The organism is Clostridia bacterium, assembly GCA_035561135.1.
Taxonomy (GTDB): domain Bacteria; phylum Acidobacteriota; class Terriglobia; order Terriglobales; family Acidobacteriaceae; genus DATMYA01.
Genome location: DATMYA010000048.1, coordinates 104929 through 125508 on the forward strand (window position 1 = coordinate 104929; position 20580 = coordinate 125508).

Sequence of the window (20580 nt, forward strand, 5' to 3'; positions counted from 1 at the left end):
CCCTCAGGTTCTAGGCGACGCGCTCAAAGCGCGTCCGTTGCGTGCCTGGCAGAGATTGCTCTCTGCGCGCCAATCGTTCTACTTCCCGGCCGGAACGGGTGCCGCCGGCTCGTTCTGTTTCTGCGTCCCTTGCTGGGTCTGCGAAAGCGACTTGATGTAAGCGACTAGGGACACGAGTCCCTCTTCCGAAACTTGTCCTTCAAAAGTCGGCATGATCGGCTTGAAGCCCGAAACGACTTTCGCGCCCGGATTCAGGATAGATTCGCGCACGTACGTTTCATCTGCCACAACGGTTCGCCCGTCTTCCAGGATGACCGGTTTGCCGAACGCTCCTACCAGGTTCGGACCGCGCCCCTGCGTGTCGCTGCGATGGCAGGTGGCACAACCGAGTTCCTGGAACAGCTTCTGCCCGGTTGCGGAGAGCGACCCTTCGGTTCCTCCGCCGCCCAGCCATGCTTCGTAGGCCGAGGGTTCCATGACGACGATCCGGCCAATCATCCCCGAGTGCTGCGTGCCGCAATACTCTGCACAGAACAGGTGATAGGTGCCGGGAGTCGTTGCCCGGAACCAGGTTGACGTGTAGCGACTCGGCAACACATCAGCCTTAACGCGGAACGCCGGCACGAAGAAACTATGAATTACGTCCTGCGAGGTCATAATCATCTTCACGTCGCGCCCGACGGGGATGTGCAGTTCGTTAATCTCGCGCTGACCTTCCACATGCTGAAACTTCCACATCCACTGCTTGCCGATGGCATAAATCTCCATGGCGCCGCGCGGTGGACGCGCTTGGTAGAAGAAGACGGCCGATCCCCAGACGAACATGACCATGGCGATACTGAGCGGTATCAGCGTCCATGTCAGCTCAAGCGCAAGAGAGCCTTCGATCTGTTTTGCCTTCAATTGCCGCTGCTTGCGGTAGCGAATCGAAAACACCAGGATCAGTACGGCTATAAGCGTCGTGAAAAACAACGCCACCGCAATCAGAAAAAAATAGAGTGCATCGACCCGGCCGGCCAGAGTAGAAGCGCGCTCGGGAAATAGTGGAAGGTTCGGCCACATAGATATCTAAGCCCGTCCTATTCCGTGCCGTTTGTCGTGTCCTTCACGACGAAACATCAGCACGAGGAAACTGCCGAGTATGAGAACGGTGGCTCCGCCAGCAGCGCGCATGATGTTCGTGATGACAGCGCCATAGGCTCCGGTTCTCGGGTCGTAGTGATAGCAGTAGAGCAATACCCTGTCGGCGATCGTGCCGATCTTGTTCTTTGAAGCTTCGACCATCCCCAGGCGCAAGTCCTTCGCTGAATACTCGACGCCGTAGTAGTACTGGGCAACGCGGCCCTGTGGCGTCAGCAGGACGATCCCTGCCGCGTGCGCGAACTGCTTCGTCTTCGGGTCGTACTGGTACTCCCAGCCCACGGCGTCGGCAAGTGCTTTTATGTCCGGTTCGTTCCCGGTAAGGAAGTGCCAGCCTTTCTCCGCGCCTGGACGATCAAGCCTTTCCATGTACGACTGCTTCTTGGCGAGTGCCAGATCAGGTGTCTCGCGCGGGTCGATGCTGACAGTCACCACCTCGTATTCATTGCCGGGTGTGAACTTCAGGACTTTCATAGCGGCAGTTGCGCCGTTCAGAACTTCGCCGCAGAGCATCGGGCACTCGTAGTACACCAGCGTCAGCAACACCGGCTTGCCGGCATGGAAGTAGTCGCCCAGCTTTACCGCTCGGCCCTGCTCGTCTTTGAACTGCAAGTTCAGTGGAACTTGGGCATCGAGTTTCTGCTCGATCGTGACGTGTTCCAGCCCCGGCGGAGACACTCGCTTCGTGTCCGGCGGTTGCATGAACTGCGCCAAAGAGGCGACGCTGCCAGCCGCCAGCATCACGGCTAATACAGCCCATTTCGAGAATAATGATCGCAACCCGCTCACAACGTATTCCATTTCTGTCGCCGTACTATCGGCGGCTATCAGCCAACTACCGCGGAGAACCGGCTTTCTGACTCTCGCCCGCACCGCGGCTCGGGTTCTTCGGTTCGTTCGGATTAACTCCAGGAATCGGCCGCTCGCGCTCGCGTCCGGAGACGTTCTTCGTGTCGCCCTGCGGAGCGCCCGGCGCGGAGCTCGCGTCGGACTGCCGCCTGCTGTCGCTGAGAGCGATGTTGCCGCTCTCCGTCTGATCCATCGGCGGCTGACTGCTTGCCACGCCCTGCGTCTCCATCAATGTCATCGGTGCGGGAACGTTGCGCGACGGCAATCCACGCTCCGACATCAATTCCATGGCATGCGAGATCGGGATATGAACCGAACCCTGCTGATCCTGCCAGGGCTGCGCGTTCAATATCTGGTTCTCCTGCCAGTGGAATTTGTCCATGTCTGTTGTGTCGTCCACTTGTAGGCGCGGCTGCGGAAATTTGTCGAAGTTCGTGGCCGGCGTATTCTGCAGGATCGCCGCTTGCGGTAGCTTTTCGGGGCTCACCAGCGGATGCAACACAGGGTCTTGCTTTGCCGCTTCGTTCGTGAAAATCCTGTACATACCCCAAACCGCGAAATGAATCACGAGTCCCGTGATGAACAGGAAAACGAAGAACAGGATGATTCCGCGCGCGCCAAGGTCCCGGCGTTCATACGCTACATCCCGGTTTTGCAGATGATCCTCGCCGTGAATATCGTGATCGCGCTGATTAATGTCCATGGCTGCGCTCCCACAGTCGCGGCAACTGCGGTTCGTTCACTGCCAGCAGCGGCCGCTTGCTCAGGTTCCATAGAAAGGCCGCCACCCAGAAACTCATGAGAGCAGCTGGCGCGGCCAGATAGGTCCAGTGCATCTGGAATTGATGATGCTCGGAGCCCGGAAATGGATTCGGGGCGACAAGCCAGTAGAGATCGACCAGGCGCATGAAAATCAGCAGCAGCGCGAGCGGTACCAGGCGTTTCGCCGAGCGCTTCAGATCGCGCGAGAGTAGCAGCGCAAACGGCAATACAAAGTGCAACGCGATGAGCGCCAGCGCGACGAACTGCCAGCCGTTCTTGATGCGGTCCAGGTACCAGACAATCTCTTCCGGAAGGTTAGCCATCCAGATAATCAGCCACTGCGAAAACGAGAAGTAGGCGTAGATCATTACGAACGCAAGCGACAGCTTTCCCAAGTCATGCAGGTGATCGGGAAGCACAACTTCGTTCATCGGCGCGTATCTCGCCAGCATCACGAGTGCCACGATGGCGAGTGAGATCGCCGATAGCATGTGGCCGTCCATGAACAGCATCCCGTAGATGGTCGAATACCAATGGGGATCCAGCGACATGAGCCAGTCCACAGTGGCCAGCGTGATGGTGAACGCGTAGAGGACCAAGCCAATCGCCGAGATGGTCTTCATGCGCCGCCAGATGTTCGGGTTCGTATCCGCATCCTGCTGCGCCGACCACTTGTTCAGGAAATACGCCAGCCCATTCCAAATTGCGAAGTAGATGACCGCGCGAACGATGAAGAAAGTCAAGTTGAGATACGGAGCCTTCGCCATCAGCACGTGGTCGCCCCTGACGAGGTCTGCGTGCGTCCAGACGAACAGGCTCTTCATGCCCACAATGACGGGGATAAACAGAACGGTCATCATGGGCAGAGTGCGCGTGGCCGCCTCAAAGACGCGGCGCGACAGCATCCACCAGTTGCCGCCCGACATATGTCCGATCATCAGCAGCACCAGCGATCCCAGCGACAGGCCCAGGCACCACATGAAGCCCATGAGATAACCGCGAAAGAACTGCTCTGGCGTAATGAATGCCCCGATGATGGCGACGGTCCCGGCGACAACGCCGGCAACGATCGCGCGCTGTCTTAATGCAGTCAGCGCGGCAGGCGCGGCGAAGTCTCCGGTTCTAACGTTCGTCGTGCTCATTTCTGCAACTCGCTTTCCTTGCGAACGTCGCCGCTCTCGCCGTGCGTTCCCTTCCTGCCCTCCATAGGCTTCTCGGGACCAACTGTCAGGGCCGGTGCCGTCGTCGAAATCTGCGTTCCGGCGGGAACATCAGCCTGCGTAGCGTTCTGGCTCAGTTGCAAAGTCCTGATATAAGCGACGATTGCCCAGCGGTCTTTCACCGGGATTTGCGCCGCGTAATCCGGCATCGCTCCGAAGCCGTTCGTCATCACGTCGAAGAAGTAGCCGACGGGCGCCTTTCGCAGCCGGTCGATGTGGTACGACGGAGGCCGCCGCAGGCCACGCTGCACGACCATGCCGTTGCCGTCGCCCACGCGCGAGTGGCACGGAGTGCAAAAGATGTTGAAGCGTTCCTGTCCACGCTTCAGCACGTCAGCCGTCATCGGGAACGGGAACACGTCGCCCGGGTTCGGACCAATTTTTCCCGTGTAGAAGTAGGTGTCTTCGCGAAGATTGCCGCGCGCCACCGTGCCCTCGACCATCGGACGTTCAGAGCGATTGTCCGCATAGAACTCGTTGACTCTCAGCGGCTTGTATTTCGGTTGATCGTGCATATCCTGCCGGCATCCCGCCAGCATGAATATCGACGCGCCGATAATTCCTGCCGCCATCCATTTCTTCATGGCAATCTTCACTGCGCTGCGGTGTTCGATTTGCGTCGGCGTGTTAATTCGACACCTCCGCAATGTCCAGCGGGTTGAGGCTTCTCATGAAAGCACGCGTGCTCTCGGGATCGAACTGACGATCGGACGCCTCTATACAGAGGAAGAACCGGTCGCGGCTGGCGGCTGAGAATCGCGGATTGTTAAACACAGGGTGATACGGCATTGGCAAGCCGTTCAGCGCCAACATGCCCACAACAGCCGAAATGCCACCGAACAGAATCGTCATCTCAAAGGTCACGATGATGAACGATGGCCATGAGTGATAAGGGCGTCCGCCGATGTTCAGGGGATAGCTCACCGCGGAAATCCAATACTGGAGCAGGTAGCCGGACAAGCCACCCAGGATTGAGCCGACCAGAACGACCAGCGGCACGCGAGTTTTGCGAAAGCCAATTGCGTCCGACAGTTCCTCAATCGGGTAAGGGCTATAGGCATCCATGCGGCGGTACCCCGCAGCATGAGCCCGCTCGGCAGCCTCAACGATGTCGGTCGGATTATCAAACTCGGCCATGAGTCCGTAGATAGGCGCATCAGTCATGGGCCGCCACCTCCTCCGTTTTCAGTTCAGCTTCGGGCAGGAGCGTACGCATTTCGAAGATTGAGATCGCCGGCATGATTCGGACGAACAGGAACATCGCCGCAAAGAACAGGCCAAGCGTCCCGGCGAAGGTCGCATAGTCCCAGCGCGTCGGCGTGTAGATGCCCCACGATGACGGCAGGAAATCACGATGCAGGCTCGTCACCACGATGACGAAACGCTCGAGCCACATGCCGATCAGAATGACGATGGAAATCAAGAACAGCTTGACGGGTGCAAGACGAATGGAGCGGGTCCAGAGCAGTTGCGGGATCAAGATGTTCGTCAGGATCAGCGTCCAGTACGACCACCAGTACGGTCCCGTCATGCGATTCCACATCATGAAGCGCTCGTAGCCGTTGCCGCTATACCACGCGAAGAACACTTCCATCGCGTAGCCATAGGCGACGATGAGTCCGGTGGAGAGCATGACCTTTGCGGCGTTATCCAGGTGCCGCATGGTGATCATGTCGCGCAACCCATAGAAGTGACGGATCGGAATCGCGAGCACCAGCACCATGGCGAAACCGGAGTAGATGGCGCCTGCGACGAAGTACGGCGGGAACACCGTCGTGTGCCAGCCGGGCAGAATGGAACTTGCGAAGTCGAAGCTGACAACCGTGTGAACGGAGAGCACGAGCGGCGTCGCCAGGCCAGCCAGCAACAGGTACGTGCTCTCGTATCGTTTCCAGTGACGGGCCGAACCTCGCCAGCCCATCGAGAGCAATCCGTATACGGCCTTCGCGTATTTGTTCTTCGCGCTATCACGGAAAGTCGCGAAATCCGGAATAAGGCCTACGAACCAGAACAGCAGCGAAATGGTTCCGTAAGTCGATACCGCGAACACGTCCCAGATGAGCGGACTGCGGAACTGCGGCCAAACGCCCATCGTGTTTGGGTACGGGAACAGCCAATACACCGCCAGCCACGGACGGCCGGTATGGATGAGCGGGAACATACCCGCACAAGCCACGGCAAACAGCGTCATAGCTTCTGCGAAACGGTTGATCGAGTTACGCCAGCTCTGCTTGAACAGCAACAGAATCGCTGAGATCAGCGTTCCGGCGTGACCGATACCGATCCACCAAACAAAGTTGATGATCGCGAAGCCCCAGCCCACCGGAATGTTGATGCCCCAAATGCCGGTACCCCGAAAGACGAGATAACCGACCGCGAGTTGCAAGAGCATCAGCAGGCTGAACGCGATGGCGAATCCGCCCACCCAGCCCAGCGTTACCGGACGGCGCAGCACGATCCACGAAATCTTGTCCGTGACCGTGCCGAAGGTATGACCCGGTTCCAGAACCGGCGCCTGCCCCGGCAACAGCCGATCATGCAAAAGTGTCTTTTCCTCTGGACCTTCGTGCATCGCTACCTATACTCCCTTGCCGGTGGCTTCGGGTTGATTGCCCAAAGCATGTTCCTCGTTCTTGTGAACGGGCTCGAGTTCGGTATTCGGGTTCCGCACCACCGCGAGATAGGTCGTGCGCGGACGCGTGTTCAGGTCTTCGAGCAAACCGTAGTTACGCTGCAATGCCTTCAGCTTTGAAACGCGGCTGTTCGGGTCATTCATGTCGCCGAAAACGATGGCGTCTGCCGGGCACGCCTGCTGGCACGCCGTGAGCACTTCCCCATCACGTACGCGACGGTCTTCCTGTTCGGCGCGAATTCGACCATGTGTGATGCGTTGCACGCAGTACGTGCACTTCTCCATCACGCCGCGACTGCGTACCGTCACATCCGGATTGCGCAACATCTTGAGCTGTGCCGTGTCCCAATCCTGGTAAAGCAGGAAGTTGAACCTGCGCACCTTGTACGGACAATTGTTCGAGCAATAGCGCGTACCAACGCAGCGGTTGTAGACCATGTCGTTCAGGCCTTCGCTGCTGTGAACCGTCGCGCCTACCGGACAGACCACTTCGCACGGTGCGTTCTCGCACTGCATGCATGGGACCGGCTGGTAGAAGGTCTTGGGATTTTCGGGCGAGCCTTCGTGATAGTTATCCACGCGCAGCCAGTGCATGTGGCGGCCGCGCTTCACTTCCATCTTGCCGACGACAGGAATGTTGTTCTCTGCCTGGCATGCGACCACGCAGGTCTTGCAACCGATGCAGGAATTCTGGTCGATCGTCATACCCCACTTATGCTCTTTGTACTCGTATGCCTGGTACAACGTGAGTCCCGGAGCAGGAGCTTCCACCATCTCGTGCGCGAAGCCCGGATTGCTAATGAAGTCTTCCAGCGTAGCCGCACGCACCAATGCGCGGCCTTCCATGTTCTGATGGCCCTGCGTACAGGCAAAGCCGTACTGCTCGCCCGTCTTCGTCACCTTCAGGCCGGTTGCGAACCAGGGCGTTTCGCTTCTCCGAATCTGGTAAGCGTTGAAGCCCACTCCCGAGCCGACGCGTCCGGCACGGTCACGCCCGTAGCCCAGGAATACGGTCGCAGAGTTGTCAGGGTGTCCAGGCTGCAACCAGATCGCGCCCCTCACCTTGCGCCCTTGCAACTCCAGCTCGACCACGTCTTCGCTTTTGACACCGAGTTTCTGGCCGGTCGCAACGCTGATGAGCACGGGATTATCCCAAGTCATCTGCGTCATCGGTTTCGGCATTTCCTGCAGCCAGGCATTGTTCGCGAAGCGGCCGTCATAGATCGCCGGATCGCGGCGGAAGATCACTTCCATGGCGTTCGCATCGGATGGCACAGTCTGCGGAATGGCCGTTGCTCGCTGAGCGACCGTGATCGCCACCTGCGCCGAATCAGCAATGAAGCCGTCGTGCAGCACCTTGCGCCACCACACTTCGAAATCAGCAACCTTCACCTGCGATTGCCAATACTTGCGTACAAGGTCATAGCCGGTTGCATCCGGCTGGTTGTTCAGGACGGCAAAGATTTCATGCTCGCTCTTGCCGCCGTACAGCGGCGCAATCAGCGGCTGGATGATGCCGGCAGTTCCGTCAAACGTCCGCGCATCACTCCACATTTCCAGGTAGTGCGCTGCGTTCACGTGCCAGTGCGACTGGTTCGCCGTCTCGTCCGCATGTAGCCCGTGGTGCAGGCGCAGCGGCACCTTCTGCATCGCCTTCGCGAAATCGAGATCGGCTGGCCCGTCGTACACGGGATTCACGCCGAAGGTCATCAGCAGATCGACTTTTCCGGCCCACATGTCGCCCACCAACTCGCGCAATGACTGCCCGTTGTTTACCGGGTTGGCTTCGATGGGAGGCGCGTAAGAAACGGTCTGTCCGACCGCGCCGAGCGCCTGGTTCATCGCGTGCGACAGCATGTGCACGGCAACCGACTGGTGATCGCCTGCGACGACAACGGCGCGACCGCGCTTGCCTTGTAGTTCCTTTCCCACCGCCGAGACGAATTTCTGATGCTCGGGACTAAGCTGACCGGCCCCGGCGTTGGCCACCCCAACCTGTGCGGCAATAGCGCGAGCGATATTCTCGATGTCAGAGGCGCGTACCGGCAAGCGATGGTCGGCCTTGCCGCCCGTGTTCGTCGGCGTGCTCTCGATGGAGTAGAAGCGCATCATGCGCTCCTTCAACTCCGGACGACGCCGCGCCGCGAACTGTCGTGCGTATCGATGGAATCCCGGGTAGCCGCTCGACAGGAAGTCGCCATCGAGCGAGAGAATCACTTCGGCGTTTTCAAAGTTATAAAGCGTCTCGACCGGTTGGCCGAAGGTCATTTGCGCGGCACCGCGTATGTTGTCGCGGTTGACGGGCTCCCACTGGTGCCACTTGGCCTGCGGGAAGGCTCTCAGCACATCTCGTATCTGGGCGGCCAAAGTGGGCGAACCTACCGCTCCGGTCAGGATACGTAGCCCCCCGCCACCCGCTGCTCTTTGGGCGTTGATCGGACCTCGGATCGCATTCAGGAACTGTCCCCAGGGACGTGGGTCGCCCAGATACGTGATCGTCTGCGAGCGGTCCGGATCGTACATGGTGAGTACGCTCGCCTGCGAGAACATGTCGCTGCCGCCAAGCGTCGCCGGGTGTTGAGGGTTGCCCTCGATCTTCGTCGGACGCCCCTCATGACTCTCTGCCAATACAGGGATGGCGTATGCGCCGAACGGCATTGCCGTCGCAAAGAAAAGCGGCTTGCCCGGCGTGATCTCTTCCGGCTGGCGCACATAGGGGACGATGGGCTCCAGCGGCTGCTTCGTACAGGCGCTGAGGCCAGCCAACGCCAGCGAGGCGCTCATTACCTTTAGGAAGTTGCGACGCGATACGCCGCCCGTCCACTCCGAGGCCTGACGCGGAAACTCGCGATGCAGCAATTCCTCGAAGTCAGGCGAATTCGCGAGTTCTTCCAGGCTGCGCCAATACTGCGCGCCCTTCGCATCGGAGAGCCTGTCACGAATTTCGGCCAGCTCCAGTTTCTCGTGCTTGCCTGGGCAAACATCCGGACCCGTCTTTGCGGGCTCGTTCTTACCAGTCTTTTGCTCGTTATCCATTCGGTTTGTCAGTTCCGCTCGTCGATGTCTTCCAACTGGCGCCGGTCGTTTGCCGGCATTTGTTCGTCGTTACCTGTGGCAGGTGTTGCAGCTCGTGATGTCCTGAACGCTGCGCACCTTGTAGGACGTCTTCAGGTACTTCCCCAGAGACTCCTGATCCGTAAAGCTCTTGCCATCCGCCAGAGTTACCTCGTGGCCGGCACTCGGCTGTTCATATGCCATGTTGAATACCTGGTCGCGCGGCCGCAGGTACTTCTCTGGAGCGCGGTGGCAGTTCAAGCACCACTCCATTTGCAGCGAAGCGTACTGGTACATCAGCGGCATCTTGTCCACCGGGCCATGGCAGGTGTTGCAGCCGACACCCTTGTTCACGTGGATGCTGTGGTCGAAGTACACGAAATCCGGCAAATCGTTGACGCGCGTCCAGACCAGCGATTTCCCGCTTCGGAAGCTCTCACGAACAGGTTCCAGCATCGGTGCGTTCGTCCAGATCTGCGAATGGCAGTTCATGCAGGTCTTCGTCGGAGGAATGCCGGCAAAACCCGAGACCTCTACCGACGTATGGCAATACCGGCAGTCGATCCCAAGTCCAGACACATGATGTTGATGACTGAACATGACAGGCTGAGCCTTGGCTACTCCCGCATACGTGAAGTACGGCGAACGCTGCATCTGGAGAGCGGCCCACATCAACCCCGCCACCAGGAACATGGCAGCGAAGATCGAGACCCGCGCGATGGTGTTGGCACTTCTATGGAAGATTTGCGCCATGGTTATGAGCTATTCCGTTCTGGTTCCAGTGTTGAAAGCGCTACGACGCCTCGTTCGCACGCGCTCGCCTCCGCGCACCCCTTTGCCGAAGCAGACAAGCACGCGTGATTGCCATTTCGCAGACCGAATGAGTTGCGCCCGTGTCTGTGACGTACGTCACGCAAACCGGTGATTATAGCAAGGTACCTCAACGGCCCAAAACGAAAGAACGCGCCGCCCAGTTTCGCGATCGTCATTCCGTTTACATGGAACGTCATATGTCGTTCCGCGATGTATTGCGCCGCTTCACCACAGTTACGGATGCAGGCCCCCACGACCTGCATGGCCATTGTGCAGCGCTCATGACAGCTTTTTTCAGTACGAGGAAAGCTGCGTGTCCTACAAACGCATCCCACCCTACGCGATGTATTGATCAACAATTCAGCCCAACGACTCACTTAATTTTCTTCAAAAACGAAATCTGGAGCGAACGCTCAGTATTAAAGGAGTCCCAATGAATGCCTCCGATGTCTTGGTCGAATCGTTAATCGAGTGGGGAGTGGATACCATCTTTGGACTTCCCGGTGATGGCATTAACGGCATCATGGAATCGCTGCGCACGCGTCAGGACAAGGTCCGCTTCGTGCAGGTACGTCACGAAGAAGGCGCCGCCTTCATGGCCTGCGCCTATGCCAAGTTCACCGGACGCCTCGGCGTATGTCTCGCCACCAGCGGTCCCGGCGGCATTCACCTGCTGAACGGGCTCTATGACGCGAAGCTCGATGGCGCTTCCGTTCTCGCCATCACCGGCCTTCAATTCCACGATCTTGTCGGCACTTTCACGCAGCAGGATGTTCAGCTCGACCGCTTGTTCCAGGATGTCTGCGTTTACAACGAACGCATCATGGGCCCGGCCCACGTCGAAAACGTAGTCGATCTCGCTTGCCGAACGGCTCTCGCTTACCACGGCGTATCGCACATAACGATGCCGGTGGACATGCAGGAGATGCCGCTCACGAAACGCGAGCGCTCCTCCCGCAACGTGGCCGACCACAACTCTGACGTGTATGCCCGCAGCGCACGCCTGCCGAATCCCGCAGACCTGCAACACGCCGCCGAAATTCTGAACGCCGCTGGCAAGGTAGCCATCCTTGCCGGACGAGGCGCGCTCAAGGCGACCGATGAACTTGAACAGGTCGCCGAAGTTCTGGGCGCGCCCATCATCAAGGCCCTGCTTGGAAAGGCCGCCGTGCCCGACGATTCGCCATACACCACCGGCGGCATCGGACTCCTCGGCACACTGCCGTCGCAAGAAGCGATGGAGCAGTGCGACACTATCCTGATCGTAGGCAGCTCCTTCCCCTACATTGAATTCATGCCCAAGCCCGGCCAGGCGCGCGGCATTCAAATCGAGCTCAACCCTCAGCGCATCGGCTTGCGCTATCCCATAGAGGTCGGATTGGTCGGCGACAGCGCCACAACTCTGCGCGAGCTGCTGCCGCTCTTGAAACGCAAGCAGAACCGAGCCTTTCTCGATCGCGCACAGCGAGGCATGAAGGATTGGAAAAGCCTCATGCACGAGCAATCAGCACGCAAAGACATTCCCATGAAACCGCAAGTGATCGCCCATGAGATCGGCATACGGCTTCGCAACGACGCCATTGTCACTTGCGACAGCGGCACCATCACTACGTGGTGGGCGCGGCACATACCCGCAAAGCGCGGACAGATGCACGCCTGCTCCGGCACGCTGGCGACGATGGCCTGCGGACTTCCCTACGCGAACGCCGCACAAATCGCCTATCCCCACCGCCAGGTGCTGTGCTTCATCGGCGACGGCGGCTTCACCATGCTGATGAGCGAGTTCCTCACCACCGTGAAGCACAAGCTACCCATCAAGGTCTGCGTCATCAAGAACAACACGCTCGGCCAGATCAAGTGGGAACAGATGGTCTTCCTCGGTAATCCCGAGTACGGCGTCGAATTGCAGGACTTCGACTTTGCGGCGTTCGCACACGCCTGCGGTGCTGTTGGCTTCAGTTGCAAGGATCCGAAACTGGCGGGCGACACCGTCGAGCAATTTCTGGCAGCACCCGGTCCGGCGATTCTCGAAGCCCATGTCGATCCGCTCGAGCCTCCAATGCCAGCGAAGGTGAAGCCAGAACAGGCTTACCACTTCGCCGAGTCACTGGTACGGGGAGAACCGAAAGCTCTTGAAATGGCGCGCAAAATCTTCGGCGACAAGATTCGCGAACTGGTGTAGAGGGGCAGACGGCGGACGTTAGACGGCGGACAAAAGACGGCAAACGTTAGCGGGGCGTGGCCTTTTGGCCACGCCCCGCGATTATTGATGAGAGTCATCCTGAGTGAATCGAAGGATCTGCTTTTCCTCGACTGCGGGAAGTAGCAAATCCTACTTTCGCCCAGACTCGTTGTATTGCTGTTACGGTACTGGCGTTACGGCTGTTCCATCAGCGCTGAGCAACACCGGGGACGACGAATTAGCCGCATCGTCCGCTAGTGCAAGCACTGCCGTACACTCCTTTGCATCGCCGCAGGTCAGGAACACCTTACGGACGATCCGGGGTGCGGCACCATCCGGGAAGCTGACCGGAAACTTCTCTTGCCGCAGCCGGGCGCTCAGGTCGTCTAAAAACTTCTGAGCGTCTTCTTTGTTGCCGGACGGTTTCACTCCGGCCTTGAAGCTATCCTTCTGCGCTTTCACATTCTGAGCCTTGCCGTCGGCGTCGAGCGTGACCGTGAACTCGGCCGAGCCGGAAATCTTCGCCGCGTTCGAGAACTGCACCGTTCGATCTTTGCCGAGTTGCGCGCGATATCTGTTCACCACCGCGTCCACATTCGCGTCTCCGCCGACGAGCGGCGCAAGATGCTGGCGCGCTGAGGCCTGAGGAGTCGTGCTTGCCAGCGCCATGGCGTAGTAGTCCTTCGCGCGATCCTTGTCCCCTTGCTTTTCATAGAGCTGGCCAAGATGTTCGCCGACCTCGCCGTGCTGCTCCAGTTGCCACGCGCCCGCCAGGTACTTCTCCGCCCTGTCGACGTCGCCCATGCGGAAGTACACCCACCCCAGCGTGTCCCAGTAGGACGCAAGCATCGACGTTAACGCGGCGCCTACTTTTACCAACTGCTCCTCAGGCATATTCCGCAGCGCGGAAGAAACGCTGCCCACTGCGGCTTCCGAATATTTCTTCGCGCGATCCAAGAACAGCCCTTGGTCGGCCAAGAAGTAGGCGACGTCGTTCCAAACCAGCGGACCAGGCGTCTTTTCCAGCGTAGCCTCGAACACTTCCATAGCTTTTTCGGCCTTGTTCGAATTCAGGTATGCCTCGCCCAGGCGCAACGAGAGCGATGGATTGTCAGGCGTGATCTGCGAAGCCGTCTCCAACTCCGGCAGCGCGGCGTCCCATTGCTTCTGGTCGGCGAACATCTGTCCCAGGTTGGCATGCGCATAGACGTCGAGCGGGTTCACCTCCAACTGCTTGCGAAACGCCTTCTCGGCCTCGGCATAGTCGCGTAGGCGCCAGTACGCCAGGCCCATGTTGTTGTACGCCCACTCGTCGTAGGGATTCACTTCGATCTGCTTTGCCAGGGCGCTAATCGCCTTCTGGAACTGCGCCAGGTTGAGATATGCGCGACCAAGCTGGTTCCACGCCGTCTTGTGTTTCGGCTCCAGGACGACGACGCGCTCGTAGAGTTCGGCGGCGATCTTATAGTTGCCTTCTCGCGAAGCCGCAGTTGCGGCCTCGGCAAGGTCGTCGGCCTTGGCATCGCTCGGAGCCACGCCGGTTCCCACTTCCGCCTGCTCCACTCCGATCTCCTGCTTTGTATCGGAGTTCAGCACGCGACGGAACGAGCTAAACTCGCGCAGTTTCTCCGGCGGCAGTTCGAACTGTTTGATCGTCAGCTGCCGTTCGGAATTGAGCGTCTGTCCATCCATTTTGTAGCTGGACTTGTAATCCGCAAACTCTCGCTTGACTTCGACGGGCAGCGGCAAACGAAGCTTGAACTTCGCCGGTATCGCAATCGTCGAGTGCATCGCCATTACACCGGGAGCACCCACTCTGAACGGCTCTTGTTCTTCGCCTTCCTCGGTCTCCGGAGCTTCGGTTACCTGCATGATCGGTAACGGGACGCGCAGTTTGGAATTCTTCCGCGTCCATTCCAGGTAATTCGGCACGGAGATCCAGTACTCGATAACGAAGGGCTCATTCGTCGCCGCCGGGTCGCTCAACTTGAAGTCCGTAATCTCTCCGGGCGCGAGTTCGACCGAGGCCAGGTATTCGACAATACGCTTCCAGTGCGCCTGCGAAACTCGCCGCAATGCCATGCGAATCATTAATTCGCTGTCGCCGCGGCTCACGTGTTTCACGTGCGCTTGCAAGACACCGAGTTCCGTGATCTTTCCATCGACCCAACTATCTTCCTGGCCGCTGAACGGCAGGTCGGCGGGCGTCTCTTCCACAGTCGCTTTGCCGCCAGGTTCGATTAGCAACGCATTCTTTTTGCGAAGCTGCATCATCAGTACGCGATAAGGCGCAACCTCGCTCGTCGTATCCAGCCAGATCGTTCCATCGGAGGTATGAACGCGGCTGATGACGTGGTCGAACTGCGCAGGCGATGGCACCTCTGCGTCCAGCTTGCGCGTCGAGTGAATCAGCACCGTGTCCGTGGTAAATCCGGCGGCATTGAGCAAGGTCGCGAGCAGCGTGTGCTTGTCTTTGCAATCGCCGTAACCGTTCGTAAAGACCTCGGACGCCGCGTGTGGCTGGTAACGGCCCACGCCGAACGACAGGCTGACGTAGCGGAAGTTCTTGGCGACGTAGTCGTAGATCGCCTCAATCTTTTCAGTGTCGGTAGCTTTGTCTTTCGTGAGCGCGTCGGACTTCGCCTTCAGTTCGGGCGTGACCGCCCGGCGTTCCTTCTCCAGCCCGGCATACCATGTGCCGACCTCGCCCCACCCCTGGAATGTCGTCATCTGCACGTCAGCCGCGTCCTGTGGCTTCGGACGCCGGCTCTTCTTGCCGGTCTTTTTGTCCTTCTCGTCCTCCGGACGGCTCAGATTTGCGTGCGCCCAGCGATAAATCTTCCGCCCGTTCTCCTCCGTAATCTTCACGTCAAATCCCGGCTTCACTTTCAGTTTCAGCGTCCGGTCGCGAGGTACATCCACGATCAGGGTTTCGTCCAGCACGATGCCGGTGGCCGCGAAGGTGTGAGCCATCCAGAACTGGCGCGGCGCAAGAGGCGCATAGGTCTCGCTCGTTACTTCATACTCCAGCACTTCACCGGGACGCAGCGCCGGAACGGTGATGTGCTTCTCGCGGAAATCGGTATAAACCGGGGCTTCGCGCGCAACCGGAGACGTCATGTCCTGCACGGCAGTGTCAGCCGCCGTGATTACCGAGCCGTCGGCCTTGCGCACGCGCACATATCCAAGATTGATCCGCTCGTTCGCCGAACTGTAGCCAAACACGAGCTGGCCGAGTTCCGCCAGCGCAGCCTCGCTCTGTACGCGCAGGCGCGCCGTCATTGTCCGCACGCCCGTACCGTCTTCTTCGAATCGGTAATAGGTTTTCAGTTCTTCGGTAACGAACGCTTCGCGCGAATAGTCCGGAGCCGGCACTGGTGCCACGGCCGTCACGGTTGTGGTCGGAGCTTCTTTAGCGGCAGGCTTGGAAGATTGTGAATGCGTGAAGGTTCCGCATACAAAAATGAAAACGATGAGGACGGGAACGAATTTCAGGCGGCTCATGTCGGTTGCCGAGTTGTACTTCATTCCGGCGTCCGCCACAAGTACATGACTCACTTTTGCTTCAGACCGACGACACGCTTCGCTCAGGAGGACATTGTCTTTAGTCTGCGATTCTCCTGCACTTCGCAAATCTCCTTTATTGACACTGCCAGAATCTCAGTTGTCTTCCTGAGCGAGGGTGTCAACCCGAGTCGAAGGTTCCCTACTTCGCCAAAATCTTTCGATGTGACGAAAGGGATCCTTCGACTCCGCGACTACGTCGCTCCGCTCAGGAGGACAACAGTCATGTGCAACGAACTACAGTGACAGTTCGGCGCGAATCATGTTGTCTTCGAGATCCGTCTGCAGCTTGAAGCCGAGCTTCGTGCAGATGCTACGCATTTCGCGGTTCTCGCCGAGCATGTTCGAGTTCACCTTGCGCAGCTTCTCCAGTTTTGCGACCTCCAGCAGACGCCGATACAGCTCGCTGCCGAGGCCCTTGCCCTGGAATTCGTCGCGCACCAGCGCTGCCAGTTCCGCTTCCTCGCGGCCGTGCAGTTTGCTCAAGCGTCCGACGCCGACGATCTCGCGCTCGCCTTTCGCGTTCTTGCGCTCGACCACCAGTAACATTTCGCGGTTGTAGTCGATGAAGCAGATACGCGTAAGCCGTTCATGCGCCGTGCGCTGGCTCAGCTTCAGCGGCTGGAAGTAGCGGAGATACACCGTGCGTTCCGAAAGCTTCTCGTGGAAGTTGATCATCAGCGGTTCATCTTCCGGACGGATTGGCCGGATCGTAACTTCCTCACCATCTTTCATCTTCCACTGCGAAACCAGGTGCATGGGGTAGGGACGAATCGCCGCCTTTGGCAGGTTTTCTTCCTTGACATCCAGGCCGTGCACTACCACGCGCGCATCGAGTGCAAGCAGACGATCAGGCGACGCCAGTAATGGATTGATGTCGATTTCCTTGATCCACGGGTTCTCGACTACCAATTCGCTGAAGCGCACCATCAGTTCTTCCAAGGCCGCCATGTCCACTGGCTTGCGCCCGCGAACGCCCTTCAGCGCCTTGTAGATCTTTGTCTGCTCCATCATGCGGCGCGCAAGCGTCGTGTTCAGCGGAGGCAGCGCGAGCGCCTTGTCCTTGAACACTTCCACCAACTGGCCGCCTGTGCCGAACAGCAGTACCGGGCCGAACTGCAAATCGATGCTGGCGCCAAGAATAATCTCGTAGCCATCCAGCTTCGCCATCGGCTGCACGGTGACGCCCTGGAAGTGCTCTGCACCGGCCTTTTCCGTCACACCCTTCTTGATCGAAGCGAATGCCGCTTTCACGGCAGCCGCGTCGCGAAGGTTCAGCACCACGCCGCCAACGTCCGTCTTGTGCGTGATGGTCAGCGAATACAGCTTCAACACGACGGGATAGCCGATCTTCTCGGCCCACTTCACTGCTTCCTCTTCGGTCGCGGCGATTTCCGTTTTCGTCGTCGGGATGCCGTAAGCTTCCAGCAGCTTCTTCGACTCGTACTCCGTCAGGATCGTGCGTCCCGATTTGCGAACGGTATCCACAATCTCGCGCGCCTTGTCGCGGTCAACGCCCGTCCCGATCGCAGCGGCAGACGGAGTCTCATACAAGCCCTTCAGGTTGTACGCGTACTGCCACATGTAGTTGAAGACGCGCACGGCCGTATCCGGGAACGCGAAGCTCGGGATGCCAACCTGGTTCAGGATTTCTTCACCCGCTGCTACGCTGCTACCTCCCATCCAACTCGCCAGTACCGGCTTGCCCAGAGTTTTTGCATAGGGCTTCAGGTGCTCGGCGATTTGCGTCGGATTGGTCATCCCTTGCGGGGTCATGATGACGAGCATGCCATCGATGTTCGGGTCCTTAGCGGCGATTTCCAGCGACTTCGAATAACGCTCCGGTTCGGCATCGCCCAGGATGTCCACGGGATTGTTGTGGCTCCACGCCGAAGGCAGCAGTTCATCGAACGCGTGCATTGTATCGGTCGAAAGCTCCGCCAGTTCGCCACCGCCCTGAATCAGGCTATCGGTCGCCAGGACGCCGGGGCCGCCTGCATTCGTAACGATGCACAGGCGATTCCCTTTGGGACGCGGCTGTTTGGCCAGCACGTCGCTCATGTAAAAGATGTCGGCAATGGAATTGACGCGCAACACGCCGACGCGGCGGAACGCCGCATCGAGCACGTCGTCGCTTCCGGTCAGCGAGCCGGTGTGGGATGCCGCGGCTTTTGCCGCCGCCGCCGTACGGCCTGCCTTGATGACGATGATCGGCTTGGTCAAGGAAACTTCACGGGCTGCCGAGAGGAACGCACGCGCATCGCCGATCGATTCCATGTAGATGACGATCGATTGCGAACGCGGATCGTTGCCGAAATAGTCAATCAGATCGCCCCAGTTCACATCCAGCATCGAGCCGATGGAGACGAACGAGCTGAAGCCGACGTTCTCATGCAAGCTCCAGTCGAGGACCGCCGTGCAGAGTGCGCCGCTCTGGCTGATGAAAGCTACATTGCCGGGACGCGCGATGGTCGATGCAAAGGTCGCGTTCAAGCCCTGCAGCGGATTCATAACACCAAGGCAGTTCGGGCCGATGATCCGCATCTTGCCGCGAATCGTTTCCATCACTTCGTGCTCGAGTTGCTTGCCTCGTTCGCCAATCTCCTTGAAGCCCGCGGAGATCACAATGCCGCCCGGGATGCCTACTTCGACACATTCGCGCATGAGCGCGGGAACCGACTCGGCGGGCGTCGTGACTACGACCAGGTCAGGAACTTCCGGCAAGTCTTTGACGCTCTTATAAGACTTCACTCCAAGCACGTTCGAACGCTTGGGGTTCACAGGGTAGAGCGTCCCGCCGAACGGGCTGCTCAGCAGGTTCCACAAAACGTTGCGGCCCACGCTGCCCTGCCGTTCTGATGCGCCGACCAGGGCGACACTGCGCGGCGCAAAAATCGCGTCAAGCGGATGCGCCTCCGCGCGTAATACGTCGTGTGATGGATCAGCCTTCGTACCGCTTGTAACAGCCTTGCTAACAGGATTCATGAATAGTCACCTTGAATACTTATGAGATCTGGACGACACTCGCCATACGAACGGGGCCGCAGAGAATGCAGAACCGGTTATCTTTTCAGCCTTCCAGGCCAAAATACAGCGATTCAGACACGGTCCATTGTGACGTGCCCGCTTCGAACCATGTGACGTGCTAAACCATAATAAACGCCTTGTGAGTCAAGTGTCCGGGCAATGCCCCTTCTGTCGAATAACTCGCATCCAAAGGTGCTGGAGGTACTTTGATGAGGCGCAGCCACCCCGGTTCGGCATTAGCGATTGTCGCCGTAATTCTTTGCTGTTTCCAATTTGCTGCGGCCCAGCAGGCGCTCGAATTGAATTTGCGCCCGCCGTTCAAGTTCATCGCTTATGGCGATATCCGTTTCCTCGATCCTTCCAACACCAAGGACAGCGATCCAGTCAGGCGCAAGCTCATTGTGGAGAAGATTGTCTCGGAGAAGCCAGAGTTCGTCCTGATCAGCGGAGACCTTGTCGCGCGTGGCGACCGCGCTTCCGACTGGCAGGCGTGGGACGCTGAAACCGCTGCTTTCCCTCGGTCGAAAATCCGTGTGCTCCCCGCGCTTGGCAACCACGATCTCCGCGGTGATTTGGGTGTGGCGCTCGGCAATTACTTCCAGCGCTTTCCGGAATTAAAACAAAGCCGGTGGTACTCCGCACGTGCGGGCAACGTGCTGGTGCTCACGCTCGACAGCTCGATCGATCCCGGCGCCGACACCATCGATCAACAGGGCGCTGCCGGCATCGCCGCCAGCAAGGCGCAGACGCGCTGGCTCGAACAGCAACTCGATGCCATTCCCCACGACGTGGACTTCGTCATCTTCAATCTCCACCATCCGCCGTACACGCGCTCGCAGAGTAACGCCCATGGCGGCGGCCACTCCGTTCGAGAAGCAGAGAAGAGAATTGCCGGAATGCTCGAAGACAGGCAGGCTCACACACGCGCTCGTTTCGTCGTCATTGCCGGGCACGTGCATAACTACGAACGCTATGAGCACGGCGGGGTGACCTACATCGTCTCCGGCGGCGGTGGCGCGACGCCTTACGAGATACCGCGCCAACCTGACGACGTCTACACCGATCCAGGCCCCACGTACCACTATTGCGTCCTGAACGTGGATAAGGGAAAACTCGGCTTCTCCATGATGAAATTGGAAATGAAGGGGAATAAGGCCGATTGGCAAGAGCGAGATTTCTTCACGCTCACTCCTGCGAAAGCCGCCGCAGCTACGGCCAAACACTAGGCCATGTGGTCGAGAACACCCGAGCCCGTCTCTCTGCATATACGATAGCGAGTGCCAAAAGTACGTCAACCCGGGCTGCATTTTGCACATGCAGTCAGGCAACTTACAACA

Annotated in this window: 13 protein-coding genes; 2 read left to right on the top strand and 11 right to left on the bottom strand. The window is 58.8% G+C overall.

The features are described from left to right. Positions 1-78: 78 nt before the first annotated feature. The 9 genes from coxB to VN622_09740 form a co-directional block, all read right to left on the bottom strand. A complete protein-coding gene (gene coxB, locus VN622_09700; protein HWR36129.1) occupies positions 79-1062 on the bottom strand; it encodes a cytochrome c oxidase subunit II in 984 nt (327 codons plus the stop codon). Between the two features lie 6 nt (positions 1063-1068). Continuing rightward, positions 1069-1941, bottom strand: a complete 873-nt coding sequence (locus tag VN622_09705; protein HWR36130.1) for an SCO family protein — start codon at positions 1939-1941, stop codon at positions 1069-1071. 34 nt (positions 1942-1975) lie between these two features. After that, a complete protein-coding gene (locus tag VN622_09710; GenBank protein ID HWR36131.1) occupies positions 1976-2692 on the bottom strand; it encodes a hypothetical protein in 717 nt (238 codons plus the stop codon). Next, positions 2682-3893, bottom strand: coding sequence for a hypothetical protein (locus VN622_09715; protein HWR36132.1), 1212 nt, complete (start codon positions 3891-3893; stop codon positions 2682-2684). The genes VN622_09710 and VN622_09715 overlap by 11 nt, the downstream gene beginning before the upstream one ends. Next, on the bottom strand, positions 3890-4555 hold the full coding sequence (locus VN622_09720; GenBank protein ID HWR36133.1) for a cytochrome c: 666 nt from the start codon (positions 4553-4555) through the stop codon (positions 3890-3892). Before VN622_09720 ends, VN622_09715 begins: the two co-directional genes overlap by 4 nt. Positions 4556-4598: 43 nt before the next feature. Continuing rightward, positions 4599-5135: a DUF3341 domain-containing protein gene (locus tag VN622_09725; GenBank protein ID HWR36134.1), complete on the bottom strand. Its 537-nt coding sequence runs from the start codon at positions 5133-5135 to the stop codon at positions 4599-4601. After that, positions 5128-6543 (bottom strand): NrfD/PsrC family molybdoenzyme membrane anchor subunit, encoded by a 1416-nt coding sequence (nrfD, locus tag VN622_09730; GenBank protein HWR36135.1) that lies wholly within the window; start codon positions 6541-6543, stop codon positions 5128-5130. The genes VN622_09725 and nrfD overlap by 8 nt, the downstream gene beginning before the upstream one ends. Before the next feature lie 6 nt (positions 6544-6549). Then, entirely contained in the window at positions 6550-9639 is a 3090-nt protein-coding gene (locus VN622_09735; protein ID HWR36136.1) for a TAT-variant-translocated molybdopterin oxidoreductase, read from the bottom strand. A gap of 69 nt (positions 9640-9708) precedes the next feature. Then, the gene (locus VN622_09740; protein HWR36137.1) at positions 9709-10410 is read right to left on the bottom strand and encodes a cytochrome c3 family protein; all 702 of its coding nucleotides are present in this window, start codon (positions 10408-10410) and stop codon (positions 9709-9711) included. A gap of 493 nt (positions 10411-10903) precedes the next feature. On the opposite strand from VN622_09740, the gene VN622_09745 reads away from it, so the two are divergent. After that, positions 10904-12652 (top strand): thiamine pyrophosphate-dependent enzyme, encoded by a 1749-nt coding sequence (locus VN622_09745; GenBank protein ID HWR36138.1) that lies wholly within the window; start codon positions 10904-10906, stop codon positions 12650-12652. A gap of 180 nt (positions 12653-12832) precedes the next feature. Here the strand turns inward: VN622_09745 and VN622_09750 are convergent, their stop codons facing one another. Together VN622_09750 and VN622_09755 are read right to left on the bottom strand one after the other, a co-directional pair. Further along, on the bottom strand, positions 12833-16210 hold the full coding sequence (locus VN622_09750; GenBank protein HWR36139.1) for a DUF3857 domain-containing protein: 3378 nt from the start codon (positions 16208-16210) through the stop codon (positions 12833-12835). Positions 16211-16453: 243 nt separating this feature from the next. Continuing rightward, positions 16454-19201, bottom strand: a complete 2748-nt coding sequence (locus VN622_09755) for a bifunctional acetate--CoA ligase family protein/GNAT family N-acetyltransferase (GenBank protein ID HWR36140.1) — start codon at positions 19199-19201, stop codon at positions 16454-16456. 251 nt (positions 19202-19452) lie between these two features. On the opposite strand from VN622_09755, the gene VN622_09760 reads away from it, so the two are divergent. Beyond that, positions 19453-20469, top strand: coding sequence for a metallophosphoesterase (locus VN622_09760; protein ID HWR36141.1), 1017 nt, complete (start codon positions 19453-19455; stop codon positions 20467-20469). Positions 20470-20580 lie beyond the last annotated feature (111 nt).

Excerpts from the sequence above, each read along its gene's own strand:
- VN622_09740 (HWR36137.1), bottom strand. The coding sequence starts at position 10,410 with ATGGCGCAAATCTTCCATAGAAGTGCCAACACCATCGCGCGGGTCTCG.
- VN622_09760 (HWR36141.1), top strand. The coding sequence starts at position 19,453 with ATGAGGCGCAGCCACCCCGGTTCGGCATTAGCGATTGTCGCCGTAATT.
- coxB (HWR36129.1), bottom strand. The coding sequence starts at position 1,062 with ATGTGGCCGAACCTTCCACTATTTCCCGAGCGCGCTTCTACTCTGGCC.
- VN622_09710 (HWR36131.1), bottom strand. The coding sequence starts at position 2,692 with ATGGACATTAATCAGCGCGATCACGATATTCACGGCGAGGATCATCTG.
- VN622_09715 (HWR36132.1), bottom strand. The coding sequence starts at position 3,893 with ATGAGCACGACGAACGTTAGAACCGGAGACTTCGCCGCGCCTGCCGCG.
- VN622_09755 (HWR36140.1), bottom strand. The coding sequence starts at position 19,201 with ATGAATCCTGTTAGCAAGGCTGTTACAAGCGGTACGAAGGCTGATCCA.
- nrfD (HWR36135.1), bottom strand. The coding sequence starts at position 6,543 with ATGCACGAAGGTCCAGAGGAAAAGACACTTTTGCATGATCGGCTGTTG.
- VN622_09745 (HWR36138.1), top strand. The coding sequence starts at position 10,904 with ATGAATGCCTCCGATGTCTTGGTCGAATCGTTAATCGAGTGGGGAGTG.
- VN622_09720 (HWR36133.1), bottom strand. The coding sequence starts at position 4,555 with ATGAAGAAATGGATGGCGGCAGGAATTATCGGCGCGTCGATATTCATG.
- VN622_09705 (HWR36130.1), bottom strand. The coding sequence starts at position 1,941 with ATGGAATACGTTGTGAGCGGGTTGCGATCATTATTCTCGAAATGGGCT.
- VN622_09735 (HWR36136.1), bottom strand. The coding sequence starts at position 9,639 with ATGGATAACGAGCAAAAGACTGGTAAGAACGAGCCCGCAAAGACGGGT.
- VN622_09725 (HWR36134.1), bottom strand. The coding sequence starts at position 5,135 with ATGACTGATGCGCCTATCTACGGACTCATGGCCGAGTTTGATAATCCG.